This is a genomic window from Peribacillus loiseleuriae, assembly GCF_001183985.1.
Taxonomy (GTDB): Bacteria; Bacillota; Bacilli; order Bacillales; family DSM-1321; genus Peribacillus; species Peribacillus loiseleuriae.
This window is the reverse complement of sequence record NZ_LFZW01000001.1, coordinates 3,044,823-3,064,530: the sequence shown is the minus strand read 5'-3', so window position 1 is coordinate 3,064,530 and position 19,708 is coordinate 3,044,823. Positions and strand designations below refer to the sequence as shown.

General features: G+C 37.3%; 21 protein-coding genes, 1 riboswitch and 1 other annotated feature. Of the genes, 15 read left to right on the top strand and 6 right to left on the bottom strand.

The window, feature by feature from the left end:
* Positions 1 to 74: 74 nt before the first annotated feature.
* The gene (locus AC625_RS14260) at positions 75 to 905 is read left to right on the top strand and encodes a 5'-3' exonuclease (RefSeq protein ID WP_049683750.1); all 831 of its coding nucleotides are present in this window, start codon (positions 75 to 77) and stop codon (positions 903 to 905) included.
* A gap of 338 nt (positions 906 to 1,243) precedes the next feature.
* On the opposite strand, the gene AC625_RS26830 is transcribed toward AC625_RS14260, so the two are convergent.
* A complete protein-coding gene (locus AC625_RS26830) occupies positions 1,244 to 1,378 on the bottom strand; it encodes a small, acid-soluble spore protein L (protein WP_400627949.1) in 135 nt (44 codons plus the stop codon).
* A 131-nt stretch (positions 1,379 to 1,509) separates the two neighbouring features.
* On the opposite strand from AC625_RS26830, the gene AC625_RS14255 reads away from it, so the two are divergent.
* A complete protein-coding gene (locus tag AC625_RS14255; RefSeq protein ID WP_403070713.1) occupies positions 1,510 to 1,779 on the top strand; it encodes a DUF6123 family protein in 270 nt (89 codons plus the stop codon).
* 46 nt (positions 1,780 to 1,825) lie between these two features.
* On the opposite strand, the gene AC625_RS14250 is transcribed toward AC625_RS14255, so the two are convergent.
* Both AC625_RS14250 and AC625_RS14245 read right to left on the bottom strand, forming a co-directional pair.
* Positions 1,826 to 2,734, bottom strand: a complete 909-nt coding sequence (locus AC625_RS14250; RefSeq protein WP_049681873.1) for a DMT family transporter — start codon at positions 2,732 to 2,734, stop codon at positions 1,826 to 1,828.
* A complete protein-coding gene (locus AC625_RS14245) occupies positions 2,731 to 3,135 on the bottom strand; it encodes a reverse transcriptase-like protein (protein ID WP_049681872.1) in 405 nt (134 codons plus the stop codon). The genes AC625_RS14250 and AC625_RS14245 overlap by 4 nt, the downstream gene beginning before the upstream one ends.
* 222 nt (positions 3,136 to 3,357) lie before the next feature.
* Here AC625_RS14245 and AC625_RS14240 point away from each other — a divergent pair, with 222 nt between their 5' ends.
* The 4 genes from AC625_RS14240 to AC625_RS14220 all read left to right on the top strand — a co-directional run bounded on the left by AC625_RS14240 (position 3,358) and on the right by AC625_RS14220 (position 6,918).
* Positions 3,358 to 4,014 carry a ribonuclease H family protein gene (locus AC625_RS14240; RefSeq protein WP_425415451.1) on the top strand — a complete coding sequence of 219 codons (657 nt, stop codon included), beginning with the start codon at positions 3,358 to 3,360 and terminating at the stop codon, positions 4,012 to 4,014.
* A 42-nt stretch (positions 4,015 to 4,056) separates the two neighbouring features.
* Positions 4,057 to 4,236 carry a zinc-finger domain-containing protein gene (locus tag AC625_RS14235; RefSeq protein WP_049681871.1) on the top strand — a complete coding sequence of 60 codons (180 nt, stop codon included), beginning with the start codon at positions 4,057 to 4,059 and terminating at the stop codon, positions 4,234 to 4,236.
* A gap of 66 nt (positions 4,237 to 4,302) precedes the next feature.
* Positions 4,303 to 4,513, top strand: a binding site (T-box leader).
* A 57-nt stretch (positions 4,514 to 4,570) separates the two neighbouring features.
* Positions 4,571 to 5,671: a glutamate 5-kinase gene (gene proB, locus AC625_RS14225; RefSeq protein ID WP_049681869.1), complete on the top strand. Its 1,101-nt coding sequence runs from the start codon at positions 4,571 to 4,573 to the stop codon at positions 5,669 to 5,671.
* Positions 5,671 to 6,918, top strand: coding sequence for a glutamate-5-semialdehyde dehydrogenase (locus AC625_RS14220; RefSeq protein WP_156187543.1), 1,248 nt, complete (start codon positions 5,671 to 5,673; stop codon positions 6,916 to 6,918). The genes proB and AC625_RS14220 overlap by 1 nt, the downstream gene beginning before the upstream one ends.
* A gap of 217 nt (positions 6,919 to 7,135) precedes the next feature.
* Here the strand turns inward: AC625_RS14220 and AC625_RS14215 are convergent, their stop codons facing one another.
* Positions 7,136 to 7,912 (bottom strand): class I SAM-dependent methyltransferase, encoded by a 777-nt coding sequence (locus tag AC625_RS14215; protein WP_049681867.1) that lies wholly within the window; start codon positions 7,910 to 7,912, stop codon positions 7,136 to 7,138.
* Between the two features lie 127 nt (positions 7,913 to 8,039).
* Here AC625_RS14215 and AC625_RS14210 point away from each other — a divergent pair, with 127 nt between their 5' ends.
* Both AC625_RS14210 and add read left to right on the top strand, forming a co-directional pair.
* Positions 8,040 to 8,912, top strand: a complete 873-nt coding sequence (locus AC625_RS14210; RefSeq protein WP_049681866.1) for a LysR family transcriptional regulator — start codon at positions 8,040 to 8,042, stop codon at positions 8,910 to 8,912.
* 223 nt (positions 8,913 to 9,135) lie between these two features.
* Positions 9,136 to 9,235: riboswitch (purine riboswitch) on the top strand.
* A 71-nt stretch (positions 9,236 to 9,306) separates the two neighbouring features.
* Entirely contained in the window at positions 9,307 to 10,299 is a 993-nt protein-coding gene (gene add / locus AC625_RS14205; RefSeq protein WP_049681865.1) for an adenosine deaminase, read from the top strand.
* A gap of 116 nt (positions 10,300 to 10,415) precedes the next feature.
* On the opposite strand, the gene AC625_RS14200 is transcribed toward add, so the two are convergent.
* On the bottom strand, positions 10,416 to 11,867 hold the full coding sequence (locus tag AC625_RS14200; RefSeq protein WP_049681864.1) for an aminotransferase-like domain-containing protein: 1,452 nt from the start codon (positions 11,865 to 11,867) through the stop codon (positions 10,416 to 10,418).
* A gap of 122 nt (positions 11,868 to 11,989) precedes the next feature.
* Here AC625_RS14200 and AC625_RS14195 point away from each other — a divergent pair, with 122 nt between their 5' ends.
* From AC625_RS14195 to AC625_RS27300, 6 genes are all read left to right on the top strand, one after another.
* Positions 11,990 to 12,604 carry a LysE/ArgO family amino acid transporter gene (locus AC625_RS14195; protein WP_049681863.1) on the top strand — a complete coding sequence of 205 codons (615 nt, stop codon included), beginning with the start codon at positions 11,990 to 11,992 and terminating at the stop codon, positions 12,602 to 12,604.
* A 138-nt stretch (positions 12,605 to 12,742) separates the two neighbouring features.
* Positions 12,743 to 14,911, top strand: a complete 2,169-nt coding sequence (locus AC625_RS14190; RefSeq protein WP_049683748.1) for a DNA topoisomerase III — start codon at positions 12,743 to 12,745, stop codon at positions 14,909 to 14,911.
* Between the two features lie 378 nt (positions 14,912 to 15,289).
* The gene (mntR, locus tag AC625_RS14185; protein WP_049681862.1) at positions 15,290 to 15,718 is read left to right on the top strand and encodes a transcriptional regulator MntR; all 429 of its coding nucleotides are present in this window, start codon (positions 15,290 to 15,292) and stop codon (positions 15,716 to 15,718) included.
* Between the two features lie 467 nt (positions 15,719 to 16,185).
* Entirely contained in the window at positions 16,186 to 16,872 is a 687-nt protein-coding gene (locus AC625_RS14180; RefSeq protein ID WP_049681861.1) for a class I SAM-dependent methyltransferase, read from the top strand.
* Between the two features lie 14 nt (positions 16,873 to 16,886).
* A complete protein-coding gene (locus AC625_RS14175; protein ID WP_049681860.1) occupies positions 16,887 to 17,579 on the top strand; it encodes an AIM24 family protein in 693 nt (230 codons plus the stop codon).
* Positions 17,580 to 17,644: 65 nt separating this feature from the next.
* Positions 17,645 to 17,815 (top strand): hypothetical protein, encoded by a 171-nt coding sequence (locus tag AC625_RS27300; RefSeq protein ID WP_172796823.1) that lies wholly within the window; start codon positions 17,645 to 17,647, stop codon positions 17,813 to 17,815.
* Between the two features lie 72 nt (positions 17,816 to 17,887).
* On the opposite strand, the gene metA is transcribed toward AC625_RS27300, so the two are convergent.
* Positions 17,888 to 18,796, bottom strand: coding sequence for a homoserine O-acetyltransferase MetA (gene metA / locus AC625_RS14170; RefSeq protein ID WP_049681859.1), 909 nt, complete (start codon positions 18,794 to 18,796; stop codon positions 17,888 to 17,890).
* 301 nt (positions 18,797 to 19,097) lie between these two features.
* On the opposite strand from metA, the gene AC625_RS14165 reads away from it, so the two are divergent.
* Positions 19,098 to 19,640, top strand: coding sequence for a hypothetical protein (locus AC625_RS14165; RefSeq protein ID WP_049681858.1), 543 nt, complete (start codon positions 19,098 to 19,100; stop codon positions 19,638 to 19,640).
* Positions 19,641 to 19,708 lie beyond the last annotated feature (68 nt).

Here is a 19,708-nt window from a genome sequence, read left to right as displayed (position 1 = left end):
GAGTAGTGTATGAGGTGATTGTTTTGGATGTAAAAGAAAAAGACCAGCTGCCATCCTTTTTGCTTGTCGATGGAATGGCGCTTTTATTTAGAGCATTTTATGCAACAGCAGTAACCGGACAATTTATGATTAATTCGAAAGGCGTTCCAACGAATGCAGTTCAAGGTTTTCTTAAACATATGCTCATGGCTATTGATCATATTTCACCAAGTCATGTTGCCGTTTGTTGGGATATGGGAAGTAAAACCTTCCGTAACGATTTATTCCCGGAATATAAGGCAAATCGATCGGAAGCACCGGTTGAGATGAGACCTCAGTTTGAGTTGGCAAAGGAAGCTGTTGAAGCATTTAGCATTCCTAACATTGGTGTTATTGGATATGAAGCAGATGATTGCATGGGAACCATTGCCAAAACAGCTATGAATGAAAGTCATGTATCAATATTGACAGGTGATCAGGACATGCTGCAATTGATTGATGATCGCATTTCTGTTGTCCTGCTTAAAAAAGGATATGGAAACTATGAAGTCCATAATGGCGAAAGCTTTTTTGAGTGGAAGGGTATTACACCAAAGCAAATGATTGATTTAAAGGCACTGATGGGTGATACTGCGGATAATTATCCGGGAGTAAAAGGGATAGGAGAGAAGACAGCGTTAAAGTTGCTCATTCAATATGAAAATATTGAAGGTATTCTCAATAATCTTGCATCACTTACAAAAACTCAACAAACAAAAATCCAAGATGCCGTTGACATGCTTCATTTATCAAGACAGCTCGCAGAAATTAAATGTGATGTTCCTATTTCATGTCCACTTGAAACGAGCGTTTATCGCTATGACCAGGAAAAGGTTAGAAAGCTAGCAGAAGACCATGAATTCAAAACGATTCAACGAATCATCTAATAAAAAAACCGCATCCTAGGGTCCTATGATCCGAATGCGGTTTTTTCCACAGTACATTTTACGAAAGATATAATTGGATCACTTGGGAAGTCGGTCTACTAGCAGAAAAACCCTCAATATATGCCAATTTTGATGGGGAGAATCCACGCTGATTGAGACTGCTCATGATTTTTATGTTAACTATTATCCCACTCTTAACGGGCAGTAAGACCCTCACCTCAAGATTTTGAGCATGAAAAAAGAAGATAGGTGGGGGGGATCAAACTGCCCATAAAGGTCCGATTGGTTCAACTAACCATCAGTGGGATGAGGAACCCCCCACTGATGGAAGTTGCACTTTATTTATGATTTTCTTTCTTGGCTTTTTGTTCTAATTGCGATTTAGGACTTGTGTTGCCTTTGCCTCCACCTGAATACCCTTGAGGATTTACTCCGCTAAATGCATCATTGCCACGGTTGCGATTTTTGCTCAATGAAAACACCTCCTAGCTCTACTATTTCCTTAAAGTTCAAAAATAATATGGAAACTTTTGTCGAAAAATGGATAGTCAAAGAGGGTGATTTAAGGTAATATGTAGAATGGAAAAGGATGGAGTGAATGTTTGTGGAGAAAACAGTGGAGGAATATGTTTGTTTTCTAGAAGAAAAAGGCTTCACTTTTGGAGAAGATGCCATTGGCTTTATTTATTTCGGCCAGCGTTATACAAAAGCGAGCGATTTCCTTGTTAATATAGCCATAGAATTAACGTTAAAAGCACAAAAAAACTTCGATGGTAGCTTTTATATTTCTTTACTGGAAACCATGAAGAGAAATAAGATAGCCAGTCGTTCTAAAGCTGAACGATTTGCCCGTGAACAGGGATTGTTAAATTAGATAGAATGGTGAAATGAAAGTTACTTGAATTGTTAGCTAAGCCGCCCTATTCAAGTTGGGCGGCTAATTTTTTCGGAAAAGGTAGCTCGGCACAAATCATGCCTGTAAGAATAAATAAACAGCCAATAAGTGACACTGTTGTAAGACTTTCCCCGATTAAAACAAAGGATGTTAGTGCTGCAAATACAGGCTCCATTGCAAAAATCAACGCAACTCTTGTTGGCGAGGTATAGCTTTGAAAGTAGGTTTGGGCAAAGAATGCAAAAGCTGTAGCGAAAAAAGCAGTGACAAGTAAAGCGCTCCAAACGTCTGGCTTTAGCATGACGGCTGGGTTCATTAGAATAGAGAAATCTTCGAATAAAAGGGCCGACACGAAAGAGAGAATGGCTACTGACAAGACTTGGATAATCGTTAATGGCAAGGCTGGATGTGCTTTCGCATATTTTGCGGTCATAATGATTTGCATCGCAAAACTAATGGCGCAGAAAAAAACGAGAACATCTCCAAATACGATCGTAGAGCCTTTTGCCGCCGTTAAAAAATATAATCCAAAAGTCGCGAATAGAACGCCCAGAATGGTAGGCAGTCGCAACTTTTGCTTCAATAGCAGTAAGGAAAACAGCGGCACGAGTACAACACTTAGTCCTGTAATAAATCCTGCTTTTGCAGGCGTTGTCGTTAATAAACCAACTGTTTGAAGGGCATAGCCCAAAAACAGCCAGATGCCGATTTTGATTCCAGAAAAAAATAAGGACCTAGTCCAAATTGCATCGTTTTTTTTTGAATAAAAAATTCTGTAGCCAATGATTAGCAAAATAGCTGCAATAAAAAAACGGATTGCATTAAATAGATGTGGTGCTAAAAAACCAATCGCATTTTGGACCATAACGAATGTTGATCCCCAAATGAAAACGACAAATAATAAAGTTAAATCTGCTACTGCCACTTTCTTCATGAATCAGTACCCCTATTATTCGTTCGAATCGCTCTCCTTGCTAGTTCATCAGCTGATTTATTCTCGCTACTTGGAATCCATTTCAGGAAAAATAAGTCCAATTTACTAGACAGAACGAGAACCTGATCTAATAATGGAGCATACCGTTTATTTTTCACAAATCCTTTTTCAACGGCCTGATTAATGAGTTGTGAATCTGTACGAAATGAAACAGTCTTAAATTGGTGGCTAAGACAAATTTCCAGGGCCTTAATCAGTGCCCAGTACTCTGCTTCATGATTTTCCATATTTCCAAGTGGGATGGAATAGCGTTCGACCGTTCCATTATTATTGATAAAAATGCCAGCGCCGCTCGGTCCAGGGTTTCCTGCACTAGCACCATCGATATGTACCTCAATCATGATGATGAACACTTCCTTGTAGAATAATTTGCTGATGATATGTAAAATCCTTAAGTAACATATCTGATATTTCTTTCATTCAATAATAAGCATGAATCCATGTATTTCTGCGTAAAATATGAGAAAATAATATCGCTCAGCACGAAGATACAACAGTTATTATAGTCCTAAATGAATGAATTTTGTATAAATATTTGTAAAATTTTATAAGGAGGTAATGAATTGAAGGTCACCATGCTATGGCAGTATCACCAAGCTAAGAAACCCTCCGCCATGTTTACTTCTGATTGGCTTTCCGCAAAAGAAGCCTTGATTATTGCAGACGATCTTGAAAAAACAGGACGTTTGAAGGACATAGAGTTCAAGGATGAAAAAGGGACCTCTTGGACAAAGAAGGAAATGAAGAAATTATTAACGGAAATCGAGCATGAACCTCAGGATGTAACGGTCTACTTTGATGGTGGCTATCAGAAGGATTCAAAGATGACCGGCATTGGTGTAGTTCTTTATTATAAACAAGGCAGAGAAACCTTTCGAATTCGCCTGAACGGTTTACTAGAGGAGCTTGAATCGAATAATGAAGCTGAATATGCTGCTTTTTATGAAGCTGTGAATCAGCTAGAGATACTTGGTGTACATCACCAGATCGTTACATTCCATGGAGATTCCCAAGTTGTCCTAAATCAATTATCTGGAGAATGGCCTTGTTTTGAAAAGGTATTGAATGCATGGGGGGATCGAATCGAGGAGAAGCTGAAGAAACTTGGCGTCACACCAATTTACGATCCTATTACTCGGAAAAAGAACGTTGAAGCAGACCAACTTGCTTCACAAGCTCTCCGGGGAGAAGAAATTTTTAGTCAACTTCAGGTTGAATGAAAGGATGTATCGTTTTAAAAAGTAAAAAAAGGAGTAGACAAGATGAGCAGGAATGAACTGTATAATGAAGTACAAGAAATTTTAGAGCTTCAGTGCAAAGGGTGCTTTGTTCATAACCAATTTAAAAAAGAAAAAGGCAGACGGTTTGCTCATAAATTCTGTATTTCGCAGTGCACAATCGGAGAGCAACTGCGAAAGGTAGGAAATAAACTTGTTAAGTGAAGGAAATGAGATTACTTTCTCATAACCTATTGACAATTATCTAATTTTTTTGCATACTTATTAAAAACTTGAACGAAGATGGAAGATTAGTAAATGACATTTATTGTGTCAGAGAGCGGGAGATTGCTGAGAACCCGTCACAATGAACCATTGAACCTGCTTCTGGAGTCCTGGGAGAACCTCGGGCGTATCCTTGGCGTTAACAAGAAAAGTGGGATGCGATATAATGCATTCAACAAAGGTGGTACCACGGAAACTTACCCTTTTCGTCCTTTTTTTAGAGGATGAGAAGGGTTTTTTTATACATAAATGATGATTTATGGAGGAAATATTCATGCAAAAGAAACGGATCGTCGTGAAAATAGGAAGTAGTTCTTTAACGAATAGTAAGGGGCAGATTGATCAGGAAAAAATATCCGATCATACAGCAGCCATTGCCGAGTTGAAAAATGCCGGACATGAGGTACTATTAGTATCTTCCGGTGCCGTTGCGGCTGGTTTTCGGAAATTGGGCTATTCTTCCCGACCCGTCACCTTAAAAGGAAAGCAAGCTGCAGCAGCTGTCGGTCAAAGTGTACTTATTCAGTCGTATAACGAGCAGTTTAGTGAATACGGAATCATACCTGCACAAATTCTATTAACAAGAGCCGATTTTTCTAATAAAAGTCGTTATCGGAATGCACATGAAACGTTAACTGAATTGCTGAGTCGAGGGATTCTGCCGATTATTAATGAAAATGACACGGTTTCAATCGAAGAACTAACCTTTGGGGATAATGACATGCTATCAGCTTTGGTAAGTGGACTTGTACATGCGGATCAGCTTATCATTTTGACAGATATAAATGGGTTATATGACGCGAATCCGAATAAACAGCATGATGCAAAACGAATTGATTATATGGAAACGGTGACCGATGATCTCATGAAACTTGGAGGAGATTCAGATTCAAAGGTTGGGACTGGTGGAATGAAGTCCAAGCTTCATGCTGCTAAGATGGCCTTATCATTAGGGGTAAAGGTCTTTATCGGAACTGGTGACGGCAGTGAAAAACTTAAAGATATTATTGCTGGAACTGGTGATGGCACCTATATTGGCAAAGGAGCTCTCCCTACAATTGCTAGAAACAAGCAATGGATTTCTTTTCATTCCCATGTATCAGGTGCCTTATTCGTTGATGAAGGTGCAGAAGAAGCGTTAGTGAAAAAAGGCAGTAGTCTGCTTCCAGCTGGTATTTATAAAATGATTGGTAGCTTTGATAAAGGCGATGTAGTTGAGGTATACGGATCATTAGGGTTACTTGGAAAAGGCGAAGTGCTCTATTCGGAAAACGAACTAAAAGTAGTCATGGGTAAAAGAAGTGATGAGATTGTTTTTCCAGCAATCGAAGTGATTCATCGAGATAACTGGGTAAAAATTAAGGAGGAAAAATAATGAGTGAAATAGCCGAAAAAGGAATGCGAGCTAAAGCCGCGAGTTATCAAATGGTCAATGTTTCATCGATAGAGAAAAATGAAGCGTTAGCAAAGATTGCTGAACTGTTAATCGCTGAACAATCCTATTTAATGATGGAGAACAAAAAAGATTTGGAAGCAGGCAGTGAAAATGGCTTAACGAAAGCGGTGCTTGACCGAATAATGCTAGATGAAAAGCGCATTACTGCCATGGCAGAGGCGATTCAATTATTGATCGAGCTACCAGATCCAATTGGCGAAACATTAGAAACGATAGAAAAAGAGAATGGTCTGTTAATAAAAAAAGAGCGAGTTCCTCTTGGAGTTATCGGGATGATCTATGAAGCTAGACCGAATGTAACGATTGATGCTGCAACTCTTTCGTTAAAAACGGGAAATGCAGTCATTTTACGTGGAAGTTCTTCAGCACAACATTCTAATCAAGCAATCATAAAGGTTATTCAACAGGCATTGAAAAATACGAAACTACCGGTTGATGCTGTACAATTAATTGAGGATACAAGCAGAGAAACAGCAAAAGAGCTTTTCCATGCAAGTGAATACTTAGATGTGTTAATACCTAGAGGCAGTAAAAACCTAATTGACACAGTTGTAAGAGAATCAACGGTTCCCGTTCTCGAAACTGGTGCAGGAAACTGTCATATTTATCTTGATGAAAGTGCGGATTTTGCAATGGCAACAGAAATCATTGTAAATGCAAAAACTCAGCGTCCATCGGTATGTAATGCTGTGGAAAGCCTTGTTATTCAAGAAAAATGGTTAGAGCTTCATGGGAAAGATTTGTTGAAAGAGCTACATGAACATGGTATAAACCTATTCGGCGATAACAAAGTTCTAGCACAGTTTCCGGAAGTAAACCAAGCGACAGAAGAGGATTGGTCAACTGAATACTTAGACTTATCACTCAGCGTTAAAACGGTTGCTAATGTATTAGAAGCTGTCCATCATATCAATACTTATGGCACAAAGCACTCAGAAGCAATTCTTACGAAAGATAAAGTCGCAGCGAAGTTCTTTTTAACAAATGTTGATGCGGCGGCTGTTTATCATAATGCATCTACTCGCTTTACAGATGGGTTCGAATTCGGCTATGGTGCTGAAATCGGAATTAGTACCCAAAAGCTACATGCTAGAGGGCCAATGGGACTACCAGCACTAACGTCTACTAAATACTTCATTTATGGTCAAGGGCAAATTAGAGCTTGATACAAAAAAACGTGGCGTAGGCGTCTGAAGGGCCGGACCTCACATTCTATATACTGTTTAGAGTATCATTGACACGTCGTAAACGATATATAATTTTGACCCCTTCGTTTTACATGGTCTCCATAAAACGAAGCTAGTAGCAATTAAACAAGCTTAGTCTCTGCTCGTTTAATTGCTTTTTTAGTGATAGGGCATAAAGTTCGGTCCGTTTCTTTGTCTATTCTTTTATCCCGATTACACGAATCCTTTTGTAATCAGCAATCCAAAGATTATCTTTATATAAAATTGGTTTTAAATGATTCTCAACTTTTGTGATGATATAGTCTTTTTTATCCTGATCAATTCCTGCAAACATCCCACTACCGAACATATTCATCCAATTCTTTAATCCATCATCTCCTTCTAGTCGAGTTGGTCTTTCATAGTGCTCGGCAAAAATGACTCTAAAGCCTACTTCTTCCATTAAAGACGAATACTCGCCAATACTTGGATAATACCAAGGGAATTGATCCGTTTTGTAATCTCTTCCTACTTCCTTAATTTGATTGATGATTTCATCGGTTATTGTTTGAACGTTTCCTTTACCGCCGAATTCTGCGATAAACCTTCCGCCTTGTCTTAAACTATTATATATGCAATTTAGTGCTTGTTTAGGCTGTTTTATCCAATGGAGTGTGGCGTTAGAGAAAACCGCGTCAAATTCGTTCTTGTATTCTAAGTTTGTTGCATCTTGCACAAAAAACTTAATCGTTGGATACTTATTCATTGCTTGCATTACCATATTTTTTGATTGATCTACACCTACAACATCCACTTTGTAATCATGTAATCTCTTTGCTAAATCTCCTGTTCCACAACCGAGATCAAGAATCCTCTCACCTGCTTTTGGGGCTAATAATTCAATTAAATGATTCCCATATTCTGAAACAAAGGAATGTTTACAATCGTATAAATTGGCGTTCCAATTGTCCTCGGCATTTGGCACTTTCCCCATAGTAAATCGCTCCTTTTTATTGGCAGTATATTTTTGTTAATTAGATTATACTTGAGAGAATAAATAATGGATATTAACAAAAAAAGAGAAAATTAATAACGAACTGTTATTACAAGGGGAGATATGTATGGAAATTAAATGGCTCAAAACATTTATGGTTGCAGCGAAGTACGAAAATTTCCGCAAAACTTCAGAAGAACTTTTTCTAACACAGCCTGCTATTACAAAACATATAAGGAGACTGGAAGAGAACCTGAACATTGAATTATTCGATCGGAATGGAAAAACAATTTCACTTACATCAGCGGGTTTTAATTATCTTCCATACGCAAGAGAAATAGTCGAAAAATACGAACAAGGATTAGCCGATTTTGAATCATGGAAACAAGGATACAATCGTAAGTTAATTATTGCGGCAGCACCACAAATAGCCTCATCCGTATTGCCAGTCATATTACGTTGCTTTATGGATGAAAACCCCAATATAGAAGTATTTATTAACGTACTTAAATCATATGAAATAGGTGAGGAAATTAGTGCAGGAAGAGCAGATTTAGGTTTAACAAGAATCAAGCCCTTCCAAACAAATATAAACTGCCATATTGTACACGAAGAGCCTGTCATTTTAGTAGGTCCTCATGAAGATAAAGTGAAGTCAGATGATGAAAAAATACTAATCGAAAAATACAGGGTCATCACTCATAATCATCCTGACTATTGGGAAAATCTATTAAATGAAATTAAACGGCATTATCCAACTGTCCGGACTATGAAAGTGAATCAAATAGAAATTACGAAACGATTTATAGAACAAGGACTTGGCATTTCATATTTACCATATACAATGGTTAGGGATGAATTAAGAATGAATAAGCTAATTCAAATAAAATCAGATCAAATTCATCTACCTACATCTTCAACATATGTTTTAACAAAAGTTGAAACAAATGAAGCGAATATATTTATTCGCTTTTTCAAAGAGGAAATGGCAAAGATTTAGATCGTTTTTTGAGATTTGTATTCTCTCATCTTAAAAAAGTTGAATAATGATCAAATTTCTTCATTATTTGAGATTTGTTAAGAATGGTGTTTTGTTCGAACCTACTATAACAGGCTGTAATTCCCCCACTATTGTAAGTTTAACGTTATTTGACAATTTTTTATCTTAAACTTGTTTAAATCGTACCCTACTTGACAATAAAAATAAATTCTATTATTCTATTAAAAAATTGATGAAAAAATTTCGTATAACTCCAATGATATGGTTTGGGGGTCTCTACCAGGAACCGATAATTCCTGATTACGAAGAAGGTACATGTACGTGTATTTTCTTCGTAATCAGGAATTTTTTTTACCTTTTTACTATTCAAATAACATAAAATTAGGAGGTTATTATGAATTTCGCAGCGTTACCTAAAATTGAACTTCATTGCCATCTAGATGGCAGTCTTAGACCTGAAACGATCATTAATATTGCAAAGAGAGAAGGTATCAGTATCCCTTCTTATGATCTTGAAGAAATTCAGAGAGAACTCATTGCTCCGATAGAATGTGAATCTCTTGATGATTATTTGAAAAAATTCGCACTCCCTAATTTAGTTATGCAATCTAAAGAGAATCTAAGAAGAATTGCCTTTGAGCTTTTGGAAGATGCTGCACAGGAAAATGTGAAATATATGGAGGTTCGATTTGCTCCTTTACTTCACACTAAAAAAGGATTAGATGTAGAAGAAATCATACAAAGCGTCTTAGATGGAATGAAGGATGCCGAAGATCAATATGATATAAAAGGAAACTTAATACTTTCATGTATGAGAACGATGTCGGTAGATCGTGCTTTTGAGGTCGTAGAAAAGGGTAAAAGCTTCCTTGGAAAGGGAGTTGTTGCTATCGATTTATGTGCATCTGAGGAGGAAGGGTTTTGTGGAATCTTCGAAGCACCGATACGATTAGCGAAAGAATATGGCTATAGAGTTACAATTCATGCTGGTGAAACTGGTATAGGTACAAATGTATTAGAGGCAGTTAAACTTTTGGGTGCTGAAAGGATTGGACATGGAGTATTTATTAAAGATTGTGATGAAGCATATCGAATAGTTAAGGAACAACAAGTTGTGCTTGAAATGTGTCCGACAAGTAATGTCCAAACAAAAGCCGTGAATAATTTTCGTGAACATCCAATCTATAATTTTCACAAAGATGGAATAAAAGTAACGATTAATACGGATAACAGAACGGTATCTGCTACAAATATGCTGAATGAATGCAATATAGTATTTAACGAATTTAATATGATTTTTGAAGATTATAAACAAATTTATTTTAATAGTGTTGAAGCATGCTTTGCAGATTTAGAGACAAAGGAAATGCTGAAAAAGTATATATAATGGAGAAGATTAAACTGCCAGAACCAAGTAAATAAGGGTTCTGGCAGTTTAAAACCAAGTTAGTCTAATTGCTGATTAATTGAGTTGAGGGCATAGAGCAAATAGAATGACGACACTTATTTAGAAAGCTCCTGAATTAGTTCCGAAAGTCTTATTAATCCTTTTTTTAGTTGGCCGAGTGATGCATAACAATAAGACAACCGAAGATGCTGTTGATCGTTTCGAACATATACATTTCCTGGGTTTAATAAAATCCCTTCATTTAGGGCCTTTGCAAATAATTTTCGAATTGGAATTTGTTTATGGATACAAAGCCAAATATAAAAACCGCCTTCGGGTATATTCCAGGATGCTAAGTCTTTAAAATGTGCATTTAGTATGTCAATCGTAAAGTCTCTACGACATTTTAATTCTGCTCTAATCTTCTTGATGTGTTCATCATAAAAACCACTTGATAACCACTCGGCAACGGCAAATTGAGATAAAGAACTTGAGCCATAATCGGTTTGCATTTTAATATCTGATAAACGGTCGATTACAGGTTCGGGCCCTACAATCCAACCTATCCTTAAACCAGGTCCAACGGTTTTAGACATACTCCCCATATATAAGACAAGCCCCTGGTTATCTATAGCTTTTAATGGAGCAGGTGGCGAACGATCAAACCATAAATCACCATAAACATCATCCTCGATAATCGGTAACCTTTCTTTTTTACAAACATTCACTAAATCTATTCGTCTATTTGAAGACATGAGCATACCAGTTGGGTTATGAAAAGAAGGAATGGTATAGAGTAAAGCTCCGTTATGCTGCCTTTTGAACCTTCCTAGCGAATCGGTAAGGAGCCCTTCATGGTCCATAGGAATGCCAAATAAGTTCATACCTGCTGATTGAAAGACATGCACTGAGTTCAAGTAGGAAGGGGTTTCGAGAAAAATAGTTGAACCACGGTGTAATAAGCCTAAAGAGATTAATTGCAATGCTTGTAGACCTCCTGAAACAATCAATATGGAAGAAGGGGAGGCTATGATTCCTTTGGCTTTTAAATATTCACTTAATAATTCTCTTAAATGGATACTCCCTTTTGGTTCAGAATATCCTAAAGAAAACATTCTTGAACGACTTTGGAACATTTGTTGCATTTTTTCAGCAGGCAACAATTCGGGAGAAAGCTCTCCTGTGCCGAGTCGAATGATTTTCGGATTCGTTTCAGCTTTATTGATATCTTGAATTATTTGTATGTTTGGCTGATAAGAGCCGGACTTCACGTAACTATTCCAATCAGGTGGTGGCGTAGAAGCTAGTAAACTCCAAGTATTATTTACAACGATCGTGCCTTTTCCAACTTTTGATTCGATTAGTCCGTCTGCTGTTAACTCTCCTAAAGCATAGACAATTGTACTGCGATTCACTTGAAATTTTTTTGCTAGATCCCGTTGTGCTGGGATTCTAGTTCCGATCGACCACTCACCGTTCATGATTTTACTTTGAATATATTCGTATATTTGTTGGTGAAGTGGCGTCTGGGATGATTTGTTTAATGTCCATTCTTCTGGCGAAAGAATACACTCCTCTCTTTTTTATCCATTATAATTGAATGGTTGGTTTATATTCCAACCAAATGGTTGGAGACCTATCGAACTTTTTCTTATACAATGACATCAATAATCAAGCAGGAGGAGTAAAAATGTTAGAAGCGATGATTCATGGTTTCATCTTAGCGTTCGGATTAATTTTGCCATTAGGAGTACAAAATGTGTTTGTGTTTAACCAGGGTGCGGTCCAGCCTAAATTTTTGAGGACATTACCAGTTATCATAACTGCAGCTATTTGTGACACTATATTAATCTCTTTAGCCGTTTTAGGGGTGTCTGTTGTTGTTCTTGAATATTACTGGTTAAAAACAGTCCTACTTACAGCGGGGATTTGTTTTTTACTTTATATGGGGTTTGTTACGTGGAGGAGTACACCGATTGTTAAAGAGCAGAAAAAAAGCGTTTTGATTACTACTAAAAAACAAATTGCATTCGCCATGTCAGTATCGTTGTTAAATCCACATGCAATTTTGGATACAATTGGTGTGATTGGCACAAGTTCATTAAAATATATTGGGGTTGAAAAAATCGTGTTTGCTGTAGTATGCATACTGGTTTCATGGGCATGGTTTATTAGCTTAGCAATTATAGGTAGAATAACAGGGAAAATAGATCGAACAGGCCGCTTTTTAGCCATTCTCAATAAAATTTCAGCCATTGTCATGTGGGGAACAGCAGTCTATATAGGATTAACTTTTATAAAATAAATCTATTATACAGATTAATCTCCATTGAACGAATGGATAATTCTACGATTCATCCATATACGAAAATCGAATTTTGCTGTAAAGTTATTATGTAGAAGGAACTTGTTCAAAAAGGAGGGTGCACTGAAGTTGCCATCCGTGTTAATTATCGCCGAGAAGCCTGATCAAGGGGCAACTCTGGCTAAGCAATTTAAAACGAAAAAAAATCAAGGGTATATAGAGATTCTACCAAATGAACTTTTCCCTGATGGAGCTTATGTATCGTGGGCGATTGGCCATTTAACAGAGCTTATTTCACCAGAGAAATATAAGCCAGAATGGAAAAAATGGTCGCTCGATACATTACCAATGATTCCAGAAAAATTTCAATACGAAGTGACGAAATCGAAATATAAGCAATTTCAAGTAGTCAAATCGTTACTGAAAAAAGCAGAAGTGAAGGAAATCATCCACGCAGGAGATGCCGGTCGTGAAGGGGAATTAATCGTTCGCAACATCATCCAACTAAGTGGTTCGAAAAAACCAATGAAGCGGCTTTGGATATCGTCACTTACACCAAAATCTATTTATGAAGGGTTCCAGCATTTATTAGCAGAACAAGAAACAAGACCATTGTTCCATGAAGCATATACAAGAGCGTGTGCAGATTGGACTGTTGGGATGAATGCTTCAAGAGTTTACAGTATACTTCTAAAGAAAAAAGGAATGAGTGACGTATTTTCAGCAGGACGGGTGCAAACACCAACACTTGCTTTAATTGTGAAAAGGGAAAAAGAAATTGAACAATTTATATCGAAGCCTTTTTGGGAAGTCCTAGCTGACTTTAATATGGAAGGTGGAAAATATCAAGGGAAATGGCAGAAGAATCAGGAGACCCGTATTGACGATCAAGAAATGGCTGAGAAAATCGCAGCATTTTGTAAGGGGAAAGATGCAAAAGTCACCGATATGGTAACAGAACGCAAAGAATTTCTGCCACCGCTACTATTCAATTTGTCTGCATTACAGGCAACCGCAAATAAAATGTATAAATTTCCACCCAAAAAAACGCTTGATGTTTTACAAAGCCTCTATCAGAAAGGCATCGTATCCTATCCCAGATCAGACTCCAATTATGTGACAATGGGAGAAGCGGAAACCTTTCCAGATATCATGGATAAATTGAGTAAATATGCCGACTATTCGCCATACTTCCCACTGCCACAGCCATCAATTCTCCATAACAAACGCTTTGTCAATGAAAAAAAAGTGACCGATCATTACGCAATCATTCCAACAGAACAAGTGACTGATCCAGCACGTTTGTCTGATGACGAACGAAAAATGTACGATTTAGTCGTTAAAAGACTAATCGCTGCTCATTATGACAAAGCTATTTTTGATTATACGACAATAACGACAATGGTCGATCAACGGGCTGAATTTGTTTCAAAGGGGAAGCAGAAAATTCAAGAAGGTTGGCGGAAGGTCATTTTTAATAATGAGAAAGAAGACGAGGATATTTTGCTTCCGAATGTTGAAAAAGAAGCTACAGGAAAAGTAGTGAAGTGTAAGGTGAAAGAAGGAAAAACCCAACCACCAAAGCGTTATACAGAAGGTCAACTCATTACGCTCATGAAAACAGCAGGAAAGCACCTTGACAATGAGCAGCTTGAAAAAGTATTAATGAAAACAGAAGGTCTGGGAACAGAGGCAACAAGAGCTGGAATTATTACGATGCTTAAGGATCGAAAGTATATAACCGTGCAAAAAAACCAAGTCTTCGCGACCGATAAAGGGAAGGTATTAATTGAAGCAATCGGTGATAAAATCCTCGCATCGCCAGAAATGACAGCCAAATGGGAACAGCGCCTCCGAGAAATAGGTGAAGGCAAAGCATCTGCAGGAACATTTATGGAAGCTGTTAAGAAATTATCATCGAAAATCATATCAGATGCAATAACAGCTTCAAATGAATGGGACTTCTCTCAATTTGATACAGAATCGATTCAACGGAAGTCTTCAAAACGAAAAGGCTCTGCTTCACTTGGTCCATGTAAATTATGCGATGGAAAGATAGTCGATAAAGGAAATTTCTACGGCTGCACAAATTATCCGACAACAAAGTGTACATTTACTGTTTCGAAAAAAATTTTTAATAAAAACATTACGCAGGCAACCTTGAAAACATTATTAAAATTAGGAGAAACGGATGTAATTGAAGGATTTGAAAAAGGAGACAAAACATTTAATGCAGCCTTGTTTTGGGATGAACAGTCAAAGAAAGTCAACTGGAAGTTCCCGAAAGAAACGAATGTATACGAGTAAAGTCTTTTGCTTCGTACTTGTTTAAGTAAGTTTAATATAGTAGAATTTTTTAGTATATGTATAAAATATTTAATACATTTTAGAGTTTAACCTTATACATGTCACACTCGCCATTGTCTGGCGCGTTTTTTCTTGGCTTATCAGTTATGGTAGTATAGCTAGTTTTTGTAGCCAAGGAACGGTGACAGTTTTTCTTGAATGATAAGAAAGTATAAGGTTTTTCAATGAGTTTTGGCGTTTAGTGAAAACATCCTAATATCTTGATTAGAAATATACAGGATGTACTGACTTCGGCAATCGCCACAGTAGCAGGCGGATATTAGTCGTAGTTCCTTAGTTGGCGCTTTTCGCTTTTCTTATGAATGGGAGGATTAATAAATGCCTACACCGAGCATGGAGGATTATATAGAGCAAATCTATTTATTAATAGAAGAAAAAGGATATGCTCGGGTTTCTGATATTGCGGAAAACCTGTCTGTTCATCCTTCCTCAGTTACGAAAATGGTACAAAAACTTGATCAAGAAAAATATCTAGTTTATGAAAAATATCGCGGACTTGTGCTAACCGCTAATGGTAAAAAAGTAGGGAAACGGCTCGTATATCGCCATGACCTGCTAGAACAGTTGTTACAGATTATCGGGGTAAAAGAAGAAAATATTTATCAGGATGTTGAAGGAATTGAACATCATTTAAGTTGGGATTCCATCGATCGAATTGGTGATTTAGTTGAGTACTTCCAGGAAAAACCAGTGCGGATAGAGCAACTAAAAGCCATACAAAAGAAAAATGAAGACGTAGAAAAATAAGAATGATTGAGGGGGCCTGACCTCGCACTTTACACACAGTAGATTGATATTTACCACAAATCTATACTGTAATCGTAATTGCGAAGTCAGGCTTTTTGTGTTCACCGTCTTTTTTTAGGCCGTTTTCGCATACTTTGTCGCTTTTAAATGATATTTACATCAATATCCTGGGTGAATTCCGTTGCAGGTACTCGCTTTCCGCGGGCGGTCTCCCTCCTCAGTGTCCCCCTCAACACGCTTCTCCCGCAGGAGTCTCGTACCTTCCACTACAATCAACATCTGTTCGAATTTGTTTTGCTAATAACAACAAACTTTACGAAAAAAGCCTTTTTTTTATAAATAAATATTCGAATATACTGAAACCTTTTTTTATCATTATCGTAAGTATAAATAGCTTATTTCACTTGCAGGCGTGCAATCATTTTAACAGAATACTTGAATACACTTGAAAAGATGAGGTGTGAAACATGACTATACATAATTGGCTTTTAGATGCCAAGAAACAATGGAATCAATTTGCACTTGATTGGTCAAAAAAATCACAACAGATGTGGGAAACGGGAAGTAGGCAGACGATTATACCATTCTTTAAGGATCATGTTCCATCTGGGGCGAAAGTAGCTGATTTAGGTTGTGGCGATGGATATGGATCACTTACACTTGCAAGCCTAGGTTATCATGTTACTGGTCTTGATTTATCCTCTGAAATGATTGAAATTGCTCAATCAAAGACGCTTGGAATTGAACATATGTCATTTGTCCAAGGTGACTTAGCAAAACTTCCATTCTTGAATCAAGAATATGATGCCATAATGGCGATAAATTCGTTAGAATGGACAGAAAATCCAGTACTTGCACTTCAAGAAATGTATCGTATCGTGAAGCAAGGTGGATACTGCTGCATTGGGATATTGGGACCGACTGCTATGCCAAGAAAGAAACATAGTTATCCCAAAATCCTTGGGGAAGATGTAATTATGAATACTTTGCAATCATGGGATTTGGAAAAATTAGCTACGGAAAACGGTTGGGAAATCATAGCGGAAAAAGGAATCCCGAAGCGTGGAGTGGATTTTGCGAAACTTGATTATTTAGAAAAAGATTTACGGCAATCGCTTTCATTTACATGGTTATTTATGTTTAGAAAAAAATAATGGAGCTGATTAGTATGGAAAAATACAGAATAAATCAATTCATTCATCAAACGAAACAAGAAGATAAAGGGCAAGGTTTGTTTGAGTTGGAAACACCGAGAATTCTTGAAATTAACCTTGAAAGCCAAATATGGGCAAAGATGGGATCGATGATTTCCTATCGAGGCAACATAACGTTTGAACGTGAAGGCATTCTTGAACATGGAATTGGCAAGCTCTTTAAGAAGGCATTTACAGGCGAAGGGGCTCCGCTTATGAAAGCTACAGGGCGAGGTAAACTATATATTGCCGATCAAGGCAAGAAAATCTCTATTTTGAATTTAGATAATGAATCGATTACAGTGAATGGCAATGACTTACTTGCATTTGAACCTAGTATCGATTGGGATATTAAGCTTATGCGAAAGGTTGCTGGCTTAATGGCTGGGGGACTTTTTAACGTGACGTTGAAAGGTACAGGAATGGTAGCCTTCACATCACATTATGAACCACTTACTCTATTGGTTGAACAAGGAAATCCAGTTTATACAGATCCAAACGCAACCGTCGCTTGGTCTGGCCATCTCGAACCAGAGTTTGTCACAGATGTTTCGCTTAAATCATTTTTTGGGCGAGCCAGCGGTGAGTCCATTCAGATGAAATTTCAAGGAAATGGCTTCGTTGTCGTACAGCCTTTTGAGGAAATATATCTTTCTCAGCAAAGCTAATAGAAGGTATCGGACTATCTTTACTCTTTCTATGGTATAATGTATTTAGAGAGGGAGTGTGGACGGTGTCCAATAAGAATAAATTCCAACCAGGCGAAGTTGTCAACCTTGGAGAAACTGGTGAAGAAGTAACGATTATGAAATGGCAATATGTTCCAAATATGAAAAAGTATACGTATGTAATCAAAGAAAAGCCGTCAACTTTTTACTTTGAGGAAGAACTTACAAAAATATGATGTAATGGATAGGAGACCAACTTTGAAACGAGTTGGTCTCTTTTGGCATGAGATTAATGGGTTATTGCTATCTTAATTCCATTCATAAGGTGTCTCTTGATATACATAATAATTGAGCCAATTTGAAAATAAAAGACTACTATGGCTTTTCCAGCGATGAAGAGGTGTCTTTTCCGGATTGTCGTCTGGATAATAATTCTCAGGGATATCAGTTAGAAGCCCTTTTTCTTTATCTCGTTTATATTCTTGTCCTAATGTGTCTGCATCATATTCGAGATGTCCTGTAATCATAATCCTTCTACCATCTTTTGATGCGAGCAGTAAGATTCCTGCTTGGTCTGATTGGGCAAGAATCATTAACTCTTCTTGAGCGAACAATTTTTTTGAATCAATGTCCGTGTACCGGGAATGTGGGGCCAAGAATTGATCATCAAAGCCGCGAACAAGCCGCTCGTTTGGTTGAAGAACATGGTGTGGAAAAATACCAAAGCATTTCTTTGGTAACTCGTGTTTGTTAATTCCATAATGATGATAAAGAGCTGATTGTGCCCCCCAGCAGATATGTAAGGTCGATGTAACATGCTTGGTTGTCCAATCCATAATTTTCTGAAGCTCTTCCCAATAATCCACGTCTTCAAATTCAAGCTTCTCAACGGGGGCGCCGGTAATAATCATCCCATCATATTTCTTGTTTTTCACCTCTGAAAAAGTCTTATAAAATTGATTTAAATGCAGCTTACTCGTGTTTTTTGCTTCGTGTGAGGTTAATCGTAAAAATGAAACATTTACTTGAATCGGTGTGTTACCCAAAAAGCGCAGGAGTTGGGCTTCCGTTTTTTCTTTCTCCGGCATTAAATTCAAGATAAGTATATTTAATGGACGGATGTCCTGCTTAGTTGCCAGTTCTTCTTCCATTATAAAAATATTTTCTTGCTCGAGAATTTGTTTGGCGGGTAATAAACCCGGAATTTTGATAGGCAATTCATATCCTCCTTTATCGGTTTGAAGTTTGAAAATTCTAATAAAACTTATTATATAGAAGTTTGAGTAAGAAGACATCATTTTTTGTCTAGAATGAACCTGATGATTGAATAATGATGGAAACATGCTTGTATAAAGTGTTTAAAGAACTCCTATTTCGAAAGAATCTACTATACATCGTTTTATGACATATACATGGCAAAATAAACAGTGTATAGAGTGTGAAGTCATCTGCCCTTGGGGCTATGGTGTCATTATGGTAAAATATGAGGCTAAGAAAAAATGAATCAAGAGGTGTGCTATGGTATTTGATCCAACTGCATTTGATAATATGAAAGTTATAGTTGAAGGAGCGGTATATGACCGAGATTTAGACGGCGATATCCTTGTGACGAATCGAAAAGATTTAGTGAACCTTGCAGACTTGTCACGTGAGTTCATCATGGAAATGGAGTTAAAGCATGCACATGCAAGAAAAAAAATCTACGCTGGAATAACGCTCATTTCGAAGTTAGAAAACCTTAGTGCTGAATTGCTGCCGCAATCCGATCATAAATTTGCAACAGGATCAATCCTGACAGTAATGGTCGCAGTCCAGGATAAGCTGGATGAAATTCAAACCCAACATTTAATGAACGTTCTTACCCATATTTGGGGAGAGACTCGCCTCATAGAGAAAACCGAGTCCGAAACGAAAAACAATCAAGAAAAGCAAGTGCTCTATACAACAGAATGTACCATTTCTTTTGGAAGGCTAATTAAAGAAGAACAGATAGATGATCTTGTGGAAATTGTCGATTATGTAATTGAAACGTTGGAGCAATTAGAACCTATATTCAAGTAAAACGTAAAAATGGGAAAGTTAGGGTGAAATGATATACAATATATCTATTAGTTAAAGGGAGTGACCTT